A 15,299-nucleotide genomic window follows, 5' to 3' on the forward strand; every position below is an offset into this window, starting at 1 on the left:
GAACTCATAGCTGATATGCCCCTCCTTTTGTCATGCATTCGAGTAACTCCTGACGATAATAATCGCGCTGCACGGTCAATAAAATAAGCCTGTCAGCGACGGAGGCGGTAAACCCAACATAGGCATTTTTGAGTTCTTCCACTGTACCGATCAATCCAACAAATAGCGAAAGTTCGGCTTCCAACAGTTTGATGGTTCGGTAATTGCTTTCGGATTGTTCTGCAAAGGGAAGATTTCGAAGTGCGAACAAACGACTTTGCTTTTTTTCAAGCAATGTTGCTACGTTAGTCAATTCTTTCGTGAGAATTGTCTCCCAAAACAGTACTGTATCGTTTTGGGAGGAGTTTGGCGAATGGCTCATCTTTTCCCTTTTTTTCTGAGGTTAGCCATCGTCTCAACTTCAATTTCCTTGGCCGACATTTTTCGATGAGACGCCATCCATTCGTCCAAATCAGCGCGAAGAAAATAATTCCTTTTACCTCGTTTGGAGTAGGGAATCCGCCGTTCATGGCAGAACACATAGAGCGTGTTTTGTGGAAGTTGTAAATATTTGCTGGCTTCCGCCATGTTCAAATATTCATGTTCCGCGTGTTGGCGGCTTTGGGGGGCGGCTTTATCTTCCGATAAAACTTTGCGAATGAGTTGTTCTAACTCATGGGGTGTAATTAACACCAGTTTGGGAAATGATTCCATTGCGTCGTTTTTTTAGTTTGATAAAAAATTTAACGACACAAAGGAATATGCAAAAAATCGGGTTAATTGACAACTTGTATACAAGTTGTATCATCATTTTAAGGCATTATTTTGAATTCAACCGTCTTCGGGAGTATTTATCAAAGGCTTTTTTCAGGTCATCAAAAATCGCCGGTACATACTCCGGATTATTGTTCTTGATATTATGATCTAAGTTAGCTTGCCAGCCTTTAGCTAATTCAATATCAAAAACATTCGCCAAACCTTCAACAATTTTCGTTACTTCTCCGTCAATAAAATCGGCATTATACAGAGCATAAATCAACTGATAAAACTGCACTTTATCTCCTTTCCATTTAGTAATTGGAGTATTAGCGGTGGCCGGCTCTATTGTTACAGAGGCCACTTGTTGTTGTTCAATTGAGGTTATAAGCTTGGGATATATCTCTTTTATTTTTTCATATTCGGCTATTTTCAGAATAATTTCCCCAAACATGCTGCTTGCTAAATCATGGATGATTTCCTCGAAGTTTTCTTTCTTTTTGAAAACTACCGCCCAAATAAAAGCCCATATTTTTTTTCTATTAAAATGAATAACCCCTATCCCTGCTCCAATATGCTGCTCCGACCATGTGCTTAATTTTTCCATGCGATTAAGCTTCATTAATAGCCACACTACATCCACCAAACTCCCCCCGCCTTTGATTATTCTTTTGCTACGCTTAGATTCAAAAATACTCAATAACGTATTGCGTTCCTGGGCAGGAAAGCCACGAAAGATAAAGTCGTTTTTTGTTGATAGATGAAAGATGCGATTCAATTCATTGACAAAATCTCTGAGAGGCAGGGTAAGATATGGCCTTATAAAGCCCAAATATTCATTTTCATACACCGATTTAATTGAAGCAACAAATTCATCCAGTTTCTTTTTTTGGTCTTCTTTTGGCAAATCCGTTGAGTGTTGCAATTGATTTACCATCGTACTAAATTGGTAATCTGCAAGTTCAAAAGTATTGGGAGCTAACCAACCCAAAAACCCAATCAAAGGTACATCTAAGAAATCTTCTAACTTGGTGACTTTATACTCCGTTTTTTGCATAATGATATATCTGAAACACTACTTCTACTCCACCACCACTTGCCCATTCATTAGCATTGGCAAGAGCCAATTACGTGAGCCAGAAATTGTTTAAAAGTATCCATAAGTTCTCCTTTTAGGGCTCTAACGACAATTACATTCATTCGTATTTATTCTGTGCTTTACATGAACTTGCAAAATATGTCAAACAACCACTAAATACAAATAACATTTGTGTATTCATATTTTAAAAATTGAGTAATAACTTTAGTAGTATTATTCCTACTTCTCCATCAACTGCCTCAACTCCTCCTCCTTGGGTAGCTCTACCAGATACTTTGAAACAAACACTTGATTGTTAAGTCCTGCCGTAGAGTAGAGCACTTTTGTATCTGAGCCGCGTTCGAAGAATAATACCTACTGGTGTAAATGCCCGTTTGAGTGGGTCTTTGATACGCATGAGGGCGGCAAAATGCCTAAACGAGAAATGAGCCAGGAGATTTTCGGAGGTTAGTTTTGAATTTAGCAACTCATTATCAACTATTTGTAATTTGGCAGCCAGTGGCTGCCAAATTGGTGATTCGGTGAAGATTAATAATTAGACTCATTTTCTGTAAAAAGTATCAAGAATCTGCCAATAAACCTTCATTTCCAAGATAATTCCAAACTGTTACTATACTACATACCCTGAGATTAGCTCTAAGCCAATAATCTTCGGCTTGCGGTGTAACAATCAGATTTTGTTTAGCCTCTAAATCTTCGATGGCTACGGTATTTCCTCGGCTAACGTTGGGATTGTTGCCATATTTAATTTCAAGCGTCATTTTTACCTGTGTATTTTGGACCAGTACCAAATCAAGTTCTGTTTTATCTTTGGTTCGGTAAAAATAGGGTTCAACATCCGGACGTAAATTGGCGATAATTTGTTGAATGACGTACCCTTCCCACGACCGCCCCAAGCCAATATTTCCCTGCAATCCCTCAAAATTTTGAATACCCATCAGGTGATGAAGCAAGCCTGTATCTGTAAAAAACAATTTGGGAGACTTTACCAAACGTTTGCTGACATTGGCAAAATAGGGTTCTAAGCGTCGAATCAAAAAAGCAGATTCCAGAAAGCCAATGTAAGTCTTGACGGTGGGCTGGGAAATATTGAGCGAGTCCGACAAATCGCTGTAAGTCAGTAATCCTCCCTGTACATTGGTCAACATCCTTAATAAGTTTCGAGTGGTATCAGGAGCAGCAGGCAATCCTAAAGCAGGTAAGTCTCGTTCGACGTATGTCTGAACAAATCCCCTGAACCATAGTTCGGCCGCTTTATCGTTGGGAGCCAATAGCGCGTCAGGAAATCCACCCCTTAACCAATGCTGTTGGTAAGTAATCTGTGCTGTTGAAACTTCCCGATAATGAAGCGGATGCATCTTTAGATAAACAATCCTACCTGCCAACGTTTCGGAACTTTGACGTAAAAGATCAGGAGAAGCCGAACCCAACAGGATAAACCGCCCCGGCTGGCGATGTTGGTCAATCATCGAACGAAGTAAGGGAAATAACTCGGGCATTCGTTGGATTTCATCCAATATGACAATTTCGTTTTGGTGTTCCTGAAAGTACAAATCAGGCGCATTTTGTAACTTGGCTCGGTCAGCAAAGTACTCCAAATCTAAATAAACACTTGGTTTGTTCAATTGAGCAACCAGTGTTTTTACAAAAGTGGTCTTTCCCACCTGACGAGGCCCCAAAATGGCAACCGATGGTAAGTAAGAGAGCCCTGCCAGCACCTCTCCTACTAAACTTCTATCAATCATACATCATTATTTATTCAGACAATAATAAAAATAATTTTTATTATTGTCTGAATATTGTCAATTTATTTGAGAAATATCCTGTGCATTTATTAAAGCATTGAATTAGCTATGTTGCTAAGGGTTTCAGTATCAAAACTTTGGAGATATATTTCAGTTACACGCTCAGATTCATGCCCCATCAATTCTTTGATTCGGGCGGTAGGTACCTCTTTTCGGTAGAGAGTAGTAGCAAAAGTGTGGCGAGCCGAATATGTGGTCAGGTTCTCGTCAATCCCTACCAACTTCGCGATTTCTTTAAGGTCGTGATTTACCTGTTTCAGCACTTTATCAATACGATTATCAATCTGTACGGAAGTTTTATGAAAATCACTCAGGATTGGAAAGATATAGGAGTCTTCCCGAATAAAATGATGCTGACGGTAATAATCCAGCATTTGAATGGCTACCGGATTAAGGTTAATATCAAATTCATCACCCGTTTTCTTACGTACATAATGAAGGCGCATATTTTGTAAGTCAGTCCAGCGCAGGTGGGCAATGTCTACAAAATTGATACCCCAACAGTAATAGCTGAACAGAAAGTAATTATGAGCATGAAACAGTTTAGAAGTGGGTGGCAAAACCATCGCTTTGATTTTATCCATCTCCTCGATTTTCAACGCCCGTTTCTTGGTTTTGATTCTTCTGTACTTCTTAAAATCTATGTCTTTAAAAGGATTATATTCCTTCTTGACAAAGCCTTCTTTTTTGGCATGATTGAGCAGGGTCTTAAAATGTCGAAAATAGACAAAAAAGGCGTTGGGCTTCATACCCCGTTTCAAGTGATATTCTTCAAATTTTTTGAGAAAACTGTGCGTCACGTCCGAAAACTCCATGTCCTTCCCGTTACGAAAGTCCATGATACTTTTTTTAGTGGAATGGTAGATATTGGCTGAGCCAATCTTATCATTGGTTTTGAGTTGCTGTACGTAAGCATCAAAGTATTCAAAAAGGGTGAGCTTGCTTTTGCGCTTATCGGCCAGCAGGTTGTTTTTGAGTTCTTCCGTCGAAAAGTCTTGGTTGTCGTTATGTAAGTTAAGAATCTCCCGATTAGCTTCCAGTTTTGCCTTTTCGATGGCAATCGTAATTTCTTTATAAAGAGGATGGCGTTTTTTAGGAAGATTATTAGCCTCATCCCATAATTCCTTTTTACATGAAAAGCCTAAAGAAACATAGCGTGATTTCCTATCTTTGGTGACGCGTAGGTAGATAGGGTACTCGCCTGATTGGAGCGGTTGGTGTATATAGAGAAGAGCTTTTACGGTTGCCATTGGGATTATTTATAAATTTATTTTGCAGTCGTTACTAAAACATTACTAAAACATTACTAAAACAAATGTATAAATTTTCCGTTAAAATCAAAAAGCAATAAAAAGCAATAATTTACTAAACCATTGATTATCAATATGTTTATCAATAAAACAAATTTATAAAATTGCACTACATTTTGCATGGCATGCAAGAGGTCATCGGTTCGAATCCGATATTCTCCACTCAAAAAAAGGTTTACGATTAAATTCGTAAACCTTTTTTATTCCTAAATTATTCTAATGGCTTCGGACAAATGAATAGGTGATGTAACCTAAAATATCAACTTAACTACTTTGGATCAATTCCATTACAATCAACCTTTCCTAGCAGGCCTTCAATTACCACCTTCACCCTCGCAATTTAAAGCTGCTTTAGGCTGAAAAATCGCTCAACAGCTCGACTATCTTTGACATCAACTTGACCTGTACGCAGTGCACCTATTACCGAATGGGTGGGCTCAATTAGAATGATTTTTACGTCAAATCGGTAATTTGTAAACAGATTTGTCTCCAATGGAGTTGTTAATTTAGCCATTATCTGAACTTTGTCAGTTTGGGGACGAACCACCGACTCAATCACACTAGGGCTATCGCTAACGCCTACATTGAGATAGTTGGCCCGAATCGTGTTTAAAGTCCACGCATTGAGTTGATCACGAAGGTAAACCAACACCACCCCTTTATCGGCGATTGCAGCGTAGTTTTGTGGGCTATAAGTCCGAAAACTATTATAAGTAAACAGTTTAGTAGTGGCATCATAATTTGGCGTGCCTAGTGCATTAAACTGCTGGTTGGAGTAAATATAACTCCGGGCATTTACCGTACCCGAATCTCCCTTGGGGCCTTGCGACCCAGTGTCGCCCTTAGGCCCTTGCGCGCCCGTATCCCCTTTCGGGCCAGGTACTCCTTCGGTTTGACAAGCTGAAAGGCCAATGAGGCCCATTAGAAATAACATTGCAATTGTTTTCATGGAAAGCTGTATATTTTAGTAGTACAAAATTTTATGCCTTGCCGAATCATCATTTAGCTAAATGACAGTTGGTAAAAGACAATACAAAATTAGTACTGCTGCCAACGGTGCAGAATTACTTATAGCATGAATTGCTGTTTTTATACCTTGAAGTGTCGATTATGAATCGGAAATCGGAAAAGTCTTTGACAGAAGCTTGCCAGTAAAAAAAGCGTTGAAGAAACAAAATAAGTAGTTTTTAATAGAATCGTTGCGGTATGTTTTAATTCACACAATACATAATCCTCTGATTTAAAACCCAATAAATAAAATATCAAGCTAAAGCTTAATCTTCTACTTCCAGAATACCGCCCTTGAGATGAAAAATGTGTTTCTCCTGAAACGCCTCCGCCCGGCAATAATCTTTGGCCGCTACGCGAGAGCGCGTTCCATTGGTGCAAACTACGATGAGGGTTTGATAAGGCAATAATTCGGTACGGCGTTCCCGAATATCTGCAAGGGGAATATTGGTGCCGCCAATGCTAAATTCTTCAAACTCCCAAGGCTCCCTCACATCCACAATAATGCTCCCTGGTTGGGTAGCCATGGCTTCAGCTTCTTGGAGCGATATGTCGTGATAGGTATTCAAGAGAATTATTTTCTGTTAAACTTTTTCATCCACTCAACAGTCTCCGTAAGAATTTCTGGGTTAAAATGGCGGCGAGCATACTGTATATACTGCCCAGATTTTTGCAATTGAGCCGCTTCAACAAAAGACGTTACTTTAATAAAATGCTGATCAGTACCTTTCAATTGCTTATACGTTCCCAACTCAGGACGTACTTCATTGACAATTCGGGCAATGCTCTGCGCCGATTCTGGGCTGATAGCTTCACTATCAAACTCTCCGTACAGGGCCAAAGTAGGCACTGCTGCCTGCGCCCACGCCTGAGTGAGATTTTGCTGCTGAAGTTCGGTAAAATACCCAGATGAGCGCCCAAAAAAAGTCCCTCTATGGTAGGCAAGTGGATTTTCTTTGGATGTAAGTATAGCCTCAAAATCAGGCTCTTGAAGCAACTCAGTGGGCGTTTTGGCCTGTACCAACCATTCATACAACAACGGTATCATCATCCGGGTATTGGCTTCGATAGATTGATACGATTCCTGATACAATAGAGGCTTTTGACGATATACGTCAATCATGTGCTCAAACCACGGTTTCACCACGGTTCCGTAAGTGATGATACCCCTCGGTTTAGAACCCGATTGGGCCACCAGCAGTGGCGCCAACGCTCCACCCAATGAGTGTCCAAACAGAAAATATCGGGTACTGTCAACAAAAGAAAGTTTCTTAAATGCCGCAAATGCATTCTGAAAAGCAGCTTTTTCTTCTTCATAACTCAGCCGAACGCACTCCTTTGTGCCAGCACTTTCTCCAACGCCTGGTTTTTCAATCCTAAAAACAACGTACCCAGCGCTCACCCAACCATCCACTAATTGTTTGACGGGAGCAAGCGAATCATCAGCAAAATGAACGGAACCACACCCATGCCCCTGAATGTAAAATATAGCAGGCAAACGACTGCTGCCCAACGGCTTATGAACAATGGAACGCAAATATCCCCGTTGGTAAGGAACTTCCCCGTAAATCACCTCTCCTTTTGAAAACTCCTTGGGTGCCGCAACGACATTCCCAACGGCCCGGGCTTTCTTTCTATTTCGAATGTAAGTGATTGAAATTGGCTCTTGCTCGTACAATTCCTGCTCCAGCTTTCGAAAATCAAACAGGTACAACGAATCCGTTTCGTTGATGGAGACCAGAATATCGCCCGCTTGAATACCCAACCGCGCGGCGGTAAAATCGGGCATGACACTCTTCACTAAAATCCCGTGACTATCGGGTAAGTGCTGCGTACTCATCAATGAATCACTCGCCGCTGCGTAGCTGATGCCCAAACTCCCTTTGTGCCGAAGGTGTTGTGCCGAAGTGACGAAAGATGAAAACAATAGGATAAAAAAGGCAAAAGCAACGGAAAAGCGCATCGAATTGTGAAGTTAAATGTTGACTGCCAAAAGTTAATCGTTCGGGCAATGAACAGATTATCTTTTAACCCCTCTACAAAGGTCGTGCCTGAAAAGTAATTTCAGATAGTAAACCTACGGCATTGAAGCGTAAAATCACTTTTTGAGCAGCTGATTTTTGGGTAATATCCGTACAATGAATTCCTTTTTCCAAGAAATAGACGTAGAATTTTTGATCCCGTGACCCCAACTGCTGAATATCTGGGCGGCCCAGCATGTACCCTACATCGTCGATATGTTTACCCAAAAGCTCACTCTGTATCTTCACAAATTCTTTTTCAAGCCCTTTTCTGACGTCACCGCATCCTCCTCGGTCACTTCGCCATTTTACTAAATCTAAATTTCCAACCTTATCTGGCGCGGGAGAACAGGAAAAAACAAAAGAAAGCAAGAAAAACGAAAGGGTACTTGCGCTTAAATAACGGTTATTTTTTATCATAAAAATCAAAATCAGACGATATAATTTTTTCTAAATACTTTCCTGATACAAGACCTGAACCAGTACCTGCCCTACAGCTTTGAGGGTATTGGGGTCAATGTTGCGCATATCATCTTCGTGCGTATGCCAATCATCAAAGAAGGTTTTTTGAGGATTATTGAGCTGGAGATGAATAATGTCAACCATGGGAATTTTGGCCGTTTCGTTCACTGGCAGGTGGTCGTCCGTAATTGCAGCACCGTCTTGTTCCACAAAGTAAGAACTGTACCCCAATTGGCTGGCCGTATTCCAAATCATTCGCGTGACTTCATTGGCGTATTGATTAGAGAAAGCTTCTTTAGGGAACGTCGCTCCTTTGGCACCAACCATATCCAACAAAACCCCAAAATACGCCGAATAACCTGGAACGTGCTTATTGGCGGCCCAATATTGAGAGCCTAAGCAAAAACCCGTAAATTTATCCTTGGCAACGGCCGCATTTCCTCCGTCTTCTACATCAAAAAAAATAAAATCAACTCCAACACCCGGTTTTTGGGCGGCCTGCTGAAGGGTACGGGCCACTTCAAGCAACACTCCTACTCCACTTGCTCCGTCGTTGGCCCCGTCGATGGGTCCCGTTTTATTGGTAGGGTCTTCGTCGGCTACGGGCCTGCTATCCCAATGTGACGCCAACAAAATACGTTTTGTGGCTTGTGGATTGATACTACCTATAATATTCCGAGCGTTGAGTTTGCGACCGTCGTAGTGGGTTGCCGTAAAAGTCTGTTCCGTAACCGTACAGCCAAGGCGTTTCAATTCGGCCACAAGGTAGTCACCACAACGGGTATGGGCCGCTGAATTGGGAACCCGAGGGCCAAATTTGACTTGTTTTTCCACGTATGCGTAAGCCGAATCTCCACTGAATAAAGGTGCCTTTACCATAGTTGTTGCGGTTTCGCTATTGGTCGTTTGCTCAGTAGAGGATTGTTTAGAATTACAACACAATAACGTCAAAACCAGAAGCATTAGGGTTGCTCCCCTGCTAAATTCCTGCATAAAAAAATTGTTTTGGGTTTCCAAAATGACAGGCATTCGATTTTTAAACTTTGCCACTTTAATTGAACACCAAATGTAAGGAAGAACTGCTAATCTATTCAGAAAAACGTCGATGATTGATTACCTCAAATAGGATTTATGTAAAAAGAGCACAAAATTGCTTCTAATTAGAGCATTTTACAGCTTCAAGATTCTAATCCCTTTTAGTAACGTTTCATTATCAAAAACCTGCAATATATACGTGCCGCTTGGCAACTGGGCATCTGACAAATTGATATAGGCGACTTTATCGACGACGGTTATCTGACGTTTAGCCATCATTATTTCCTGGCCTGACACAGCAATCACCCTAAAACTCAAAGAATTAATATCCAGTAAATCAGGCAATTTCACATTACAGACGTTTGAAAAAGGATTCGGATATACTTGCCAATCCGTCAAAGGTTGCGTTGTTTTAATCGTAAAACGAATCGTGGCGGCGCTCACCTGCAATGAATCATTAAAAGCCGCAGCTTCTAGCGTATAGCTCCCAGCAATCGGGGAAAAACCAGTTGTTTCGTCAAACAAAGCAAAAGGAAACCGCTCAGCGGTAATCTCCCGTTGATAGGGGCCAGTCAATTTCAGCAATACTCTTTTGGCAGGAACTTCGCAATTGGCATATATCGTGATTTTATTCGGCATTGTCTCTTCCTGAAGTACGTCCCCGTTGGTCAACGGTCCAATGAGCCTCCGTTCGCCAATTTTTCCCGCCTGAATCAACTCAAAACTGATATTTGCGTAGCGCACTTCGATTTTAAAGGTAACATTGGTGGCTGTTTCGTCATCGTCAATAGCCCTGACCGTGACCGTGTAAGTACCTGCCTGTAATGCTACTCCCGAAATTTCATTGTTTTGAAACGAAAGCCAAGCAGGTAGGTTGGGCGCTTCGATTCTGTCAACGTAGCCATTGATATCATAAAACAATGAATCTGGAACACGGTAAGTAAATTTTTGGGTGGCAAACATCTGCACATTTGGCAACGTATAACGGGCAAGAGGGGGAGAATTTTGGGCACCCTGCACGTCTACTTTTATCACAAACGGTATTTCGACCGAATCGCCACCGTTATCATACGCCCGAATTCCAACCCGATACGTTGCCAGTTCGGGGGGAGTTCCTCGCAGTTCTGTCCCATTAAAGGTAAGCCACGCGGGCAGTTTGGCCGCTCCAACTCTGACAATCTCACCGTCAGGGTCGCTGAAAAGGTTGGGCGAAATCTTAAAACGAAACGCTTTGCCGCGCGCAATCACTTTTTCGGGCAGTTGCTGTTTGGCCACGGGAGGGATGTTAAGTACTTTTATTTTAAACGATGTTTCCACAAACGCGCTGTCGTCATCGTATGCTCGAAGGTTTACGGTAAATGTGCCCTGCTCCTGCGGATACGCCGAAAACTCTTTCGAACTGTAAGTCATCCACGGGCGTAACCCGCTGGCCTGTATGCGTACAATGACGCCATCGGGGTCGTCAAAATGGTCGGGCAGGAATTGATAAAACACCAATTTTTGGAGTGATGTCTCAAAGTCTGGCACGGGACGTTTGACAATAGGTTTAACGTTTATATTGGTCACTTTAAGATTAAAACTCATCAACACCGTGGCTCCTTCATCGTCGGTGGCGCGGAGGGTTATTTTGTAGTCGCCGATTACATCTGGCACATTTCCCGACAGAACCCCGTTGTTCAAATTTAGCCACTGGGGTTTTTCAAGGGCTTCTATTTTGACAATATCCCCGTCGGGGTCAGCAAATACATCCTTGGGCAAGGTATAACTGTACGCTTTGCGGGGTTTACTTGCCCGCTCGGTGACCTGATTGGCAATAATTGGCGGGAGATTCAGGCTGAGGGGCTTCCAATACTCTTCCGATAAAATATCTTCAACCAATTCAATATGAACGGGTTGCGGATTTGACCCAACTTTTTCAACCCATCTTTTTTCCACGTTTTTCATGGTAGAATCAAGGGCTTCGGTCAGAGTGTAAGAAATAGAATGTTGCGGTTTGATTTCAGAAAGTGGCGTATTGAGCCAACGGCCCGCCATTTCCTGAATCAAACGCATCGCCCCTGGCTCAGGCCCCGCCGTCACCAGCGTTACTATCTTAGAGCCATGCTCAAAACACTCATTAAACTGGCGTCTCAATAAATCAATGGGCGTTTGTGGCGTGTAAAACACTTCGTTTGCCGTCCATTTATTGGCGGGGCGATTAGAGCGTATCACGTCCGTTACCCAACGGTGATTGTAATAGGGGTCATTATGCACCTTGGTCCCGTCCGTTTTTGCGTCGAGCGTTTTGAAGGAGTAAGAAATCATCATGGCCGAAAAATCGGCCGTTACGGCACCGTATTCATTGACAATTTTATACTGTGGATTTACTTGTTTGATACCATTAATTGTGCCGTCTATATAATGTTGAAGTTGCGAATGAGAAAACAAGTACCAATCTTTTCCCGATTTTTTTCGATAGGTCGGATAAGGATTGTACGCCGTTCCGGGGGGCATTAATGTCTTAAATGAGGTATATTTTGTTCCCCAATGGTAGTTGAGCTTATTGATGCGTTTGTAGCGTTTTTCGGCCCATACCCTAAACGAATCCAACGATGAATCGGAATAATCAAAACCCGCAAGGTATTGTTTGCCGCCTTCAAAATTGGTCTCATGCGGATACCCTAGCTCTTGGGTCGATAAATTACCGAAGGAAACGTACAGAATTTTACCTTGATTTTGGTAGGCGTTGTAGCGTTGACACACTTCTTTGATAAAATTTTGGGATTTGGCAACCGTAGGTTGATGCGAAAAACTAAAGCAAGTTCGGCCATAAACACCCGAAAGAGGCCGCCCCAAATCATCCTTCATGGTTTCTTTGGCCGTCCAATAACCATCCAAACGATAATAAAGTCGGCCCACAATGATGCGTAGTGCTATTTTAGCATTGGTCTTTGCGATGTATTCAATCTGACGATCGTACTGACGCCAATCGGGCGGAGAAGTATTGTCTTTGTAAACTTCATCCCATTGAATGGTAAGGGCCACTAAGTTGCAGCCATTGGCAATTGAAGCCTCAATGACATCCATCCCAGCTTCTGGGCGTGGGTCAAGGTTGAGCAATTGCAAACCAACGTAGCGCTGGGTGTCAGAATTCTGCGCTTTCAAGGCTAGAGGCAGCACCAAAAGTCCCAAAAAAAGGAGTGCCTTTAGCGTTTTGATTTTATTGTAAACAATTGTCAATATAAAACTCAACATTGTATGGTTATTGCTTTATCAGTTTAAACGCCTGCCACGAAGAATCCTCCTTCTGCAATTTCAAAAAATAAACACCAGCAGGCAGTTTGAAGTCGGTTAAGTTAATACTTAAAAGTTGATTAGCGATAGAGATAGCATTGTCCAGAATCGGCTGGGTTTGCCCCATCACATTCACCAACTGAATCTTCTGAATCGACACATTATCAGGAAGTTTCACATTCAAAAATTGATAACAAGGATTGGGAAACAAAGCCCAGTCGGCCAATGGGATCGGCAGTTTTGTCAGCGGGTCAGTAGCAATGATTTGAAACCGAAAGGTAGCCGAAGAAATCAGTTCTTTTTGAAAATAGGCATTCCCTTTGACCTGGTATGTTCCGACCACCGTCGGAAAGCCGCCATCGCCCCTAAAAAGCGCAAAAGGTGAACTTTCAGATTGGGCTTTTTGAACGTGTCCTCCCGATAATTGCAGCTCAAATTCATCAAAAACGGCGTCGCAAGTAGCATAAATATTCAACAAAGGAGGCAGATCAGATGAGGACAGAACCTCTTCATTTTGAAGCCTTTTGATTAAAAAACGCTCCCCCACTCGGCCCGCCTGAATCAAATCAAACGAAACTATGGGATAGCTAATCGTAATCTTGAAGGAAGTTTGGGCCACGGCCTCTTCGTCGTCGTAGGCCCGTACAGTGATGGTATATTCGCCCACGGCATCGGCAAGCCCCCGAATTTCTCGGCGTCGAAACTGCGCCCATGAAGGTAATCCAGTGACTTCTAAACGCGTAATAAAACCATCAAAATCGACAAAAATACTATCAGAAAAAGTGAATGTAAAGGGTTGTTTATAAACTCCTTTTACATTTTGGATAGGTTTTTGAACAATCGGAATTTGGTTCGTTCGGCCAACATTATTCACGATTATGGTAAAATTAGTTTCGACCGAAGCACCATCATCATCGGTAGCACGCAGGAGCATAGTAAAGCTCCCTGTTTGGGGAGGAGTACCCGAAAAAACGTTGTTTTTGAACGTCAGCCAAGAGGGTATGTTGTTGATAACAACGGTGTCTATGATTCCGTCAATGTCGGCAAAAACTTCTGAACTCAAGCGATAAGAAAACGCATTATTGACTTTGGCAATTTTTGTGGGTAGCGAATTTCTGACGACAGGCACCTGATTGATAGAACCTTGGAGAGAATCGACCAATAAATCTTCCACCATCCGAATAGCCACTGGCTTCCGGTTTGACTCATGCCCCGCCCGGTTCAGCCATTCTCCGTACACCCCGCCACTATAATAGCCAAACTCCACTACCCGCGACAGCGTATAATCCATGTAAGCCACTGGTGATACCTCCGCATACGGTTTTTTGAGCCATTTAGGAACGCTGGCTTGAATAATGGGCCGTACAACGTCCAGCGCCGCTTGGGTAGCAATGACTATACTCACCCAATGTGCACCGTGTTCAAAATTTTCATCAATTTGACGAGTAATCAATTCTGGGCTATGTTTGGGATCAGGATATACCTCATTCAGTACCCATTGGCCTGGCAAAACGTTACTCCTTAAAAGATCGGTTGAAAAGCGGTGATCGTACTGCAAATCGTCGTTGATTTTGACCCCATCGGTCGAACGATTCAAATCACGGAAAGCCAATGTACCGTTAAACACGCTGATTTGATCAAAGACCGAACCAAAGTCCGTGATAACGCGGTAGGTGCTGTTTACACTTTTGATGGTTTGGGTGGTTTGTTCCACAAACTGTTTGAAGATGGCATGACGAAATACGTACCAATCTCGGCCTGATTGCCCCCAAAAAACCTGTTCGCGGTATTTAAGTGATACGGGAGGGGTTACTTCTTCAAAACTTTTGTATTCGGTTTGCCAAAAAACATTCAGACGCTCAATTTTTTTGTACCTGCGGCTTAGCCAAATCCGAAACTCCTGCTGCATGACGGGCGAATAATCAAAAACCGTCGGGTAATTATAGCCTTCAGGCGCGTTTTCGTGATAATATCCCGTTTCTTGCGTAGGTGTCGTCGAAACCGATACCCACGAAATCACCCCTTGTTGTTGCAGATTGTTATATCGTTGGCATACTTCTTTGATAAAAGCCCGTGCTTTTTCTACCGAAGGTCGATGGGCATAACTAAAATAGGTAGCGCTGTAGCCCGAAATCAAAGCCTGTCCTTGCTGGTCGCGTTGGCGGTGTTCGTTATCCCAAAACCCCTGAATCCGACTGACATGCCGCCCTACCAAGATTCGAAGGGCTATTTTTACCCCCAATTTTTGGGCCAAATTAATTTGGGTGTCATACTTACGCCAGTCGGCCTGCGAAGTAGCAGTTGTGTATACCTGATCCCAGTAGATGGTTAAATGAACAGCATTACACCCTGCTTTGACCCCGCCCTCCAACAAATCCAAGTCCACATCCAACGACCGGTTGGTATTTAAAAGCAACACGGCCAAATACCGCTGTTGATCATTGGCAAAAGTAAGGGAGGAATACAATAGCGAAGCAATCCAAAAACCCCACAAATATCTACGCTTCAACTGCCTCATTTAGGTTAAGTTAAGGTTATTAAAAACATAAAA

General features: G+C 42.4%; 13 protein-coding genes. All 13 read right to left on the minus strand.

Annotated features, from left to right (window positions below):
• Positions 1 to 4: 4 nt before the first annotated feature.
• The 13 genes from GVN20_RS08245 to GVN20_RS08305 all read right to left on the minus strand — a co-directional run bounded on the left by GVN20_RS08245 (position 5) and on the right by GVN20_RS08305 (position 15,266).
• Complete coding sequence (locus GVN20_RS08245) at positions 5 to 361, minus strand: hypothetical protein (RefSeq protein WP_166557850.1); 357 nt, start codon at positions 359 to 361, stop codon at positions 5 to 7.
• A complete protein-coding gene (locus tag GVN20_RS08250; RefSeq protein WP_166557851.1) occupies positions 358 to 693 on the minus strand; it encodes a helix-turn-helix domain-containing protein in 336 nt (111 codons plus the stop codon). Before GVN20_RS08250 ends, GVN20_RS08245 begins: the two co-directional genes overlap by 4 nt.
• Before the next feature lie 106 nt (positions 694 to 799).
• Positions 800 to 1,792, minus strand: coding sequence for an RteC domain-containing protein (locus GVN20_RS08255; RefSeq protein ID WP_166557852.1), 993 nt, complete (start codon positions 1,790 to 1,792; stop codon positions 800 to 802).
• Positions 1,793 to 2,053: 261 nt separating this feature from the next.
• Positions 2,054 to 2,155, minus strand: a complete 102-nt coding sequence (locus GVN20_RS29985; protein ID WP_166557853.1) for a DUF1016 domain-containing protein — start codon at positions 2,153 to 2,155, stop codon at positions 2,054 to 2,056.
• 239 nt (positions 2,156 to 2,394) lie between these two features.
• Entirely contained in the window at positions 2,395 to 3,579 is a 1,185-nt protein-coding gene (locus tag GVN20_RS08265; protein ID WP_166557854.1) for an ATP-binding protein, read from the minus strand.
• Positions 3,580 to 3,668: 89 nt separating this feature from the next.
• Positions 3,669 to 4,889: a site-specific integrase gene (locus tag GVN20_RS08270; RefSeq protein ID WP_166557855.1), complete on the minus strand. Its 1,221-nt coding sequence runs from the start codon at positions 4,887 to 4,889 to the stop codon at positions 3,669 to 3,671.
• Positions 4,890 to 5,289: 400 nt separating this feature from the next.
• Positions 5,290 to 5,898 (minus strand): collagen-like protein, encoded by a 609-nt coding sequence (locus GVN20_RS08275; protein ID WP_166557856.1) that lies wholly within the window; start codon positions 5,896 to 5,898, stop codon positions 5,290 to 5,292.
• A 325-nt stretch (positions 5,899 to 6,223) separates the two neighbouring features.
• Complete coding sequence (locus tag GVN20_RS08280) at positions 6,224 to 6,526, minus strand: rhodanese-like domain-containing protein (RefSeq protein ID WP_206023224.1); 303 nt, start codon at positions 6,524 to 6,526, stop codon at positions 6,224 to 6,226.
• Between the two features lie 5 nt (positions 6,527 to 6,531).
• Positions 6,532 to 7,920: a serine aminopeptidase domain-containing protein gene (locus tag GVN20_RS08285; protein ID WP_166557857.1), complete on the minus strand. Its 1,389-nt coding sequence runs from the start codon at positions 7,918 to 7,920 to the stop codon at positions 6,532 to 6,534.
• Between the two features lie 73 nt (positions 7,921 to 7,993).
• A complete protein-coding gene (locus GVN20_RS08290) occupies positions 7,994 to 8,398 on the minus strand; it encodes a hypothetical protein (RefSeq protein ID WP_229599004.1) in 405 nt (134 codons plus the stop codon).
• Positions 8,399 to 8,428: 30 nt separating this feature from the next.
• The gene (locus GVN20_RS08295) at positions 8,429 to 9,433 is read right to left on the minus strand and encodes a M28 family peptidase (protein ID WP_166558182.1); all 1,005 of its coding nucleotides are present in this window, start codon (positions 9,431 to 9,433) and stop codon (positions 8,429 to 8,431) included.
• Positions 9,434 to 9,610: 177 nt separating this feature from the next.
• On the minus strand, positions 9,611 to 12,709 hold the full coding sequence (locus tag GVN20_RS08300) for a putative Ig domain-containing protein (RefSeq protein WP_166557858.1): 3,099 nt from the start codon (positions 12,707 to 12,709) through the stop codon (positions 9,611 to 9,613).
• A gap of 7 nt (positions 12,710 to 12,716) precedes the next feature.
• On the minus strand, positions 12,717 to 15,266 hold the full coding sequence (locus tag GVN20_RS08305; RefSeq protein WP_166557859.1) for a putative Ig domain-containing protein: 2,550 nt from the start codon (positions 15,264 to 15,266) through the stop codon (positions 12,717 to 12,719).
• Positions 15,267 to 15,299 lie beyond the last annotated feature (33 nt).

The sequence above is a fragment of the Runella sp. CRIBMP genome (assembly GCF_009905605.1).
Classification (GTDB): Bacteria; Bacteroidota; Bacteroidia; order Cytophagales; family Spirosomataceae; genus Runella.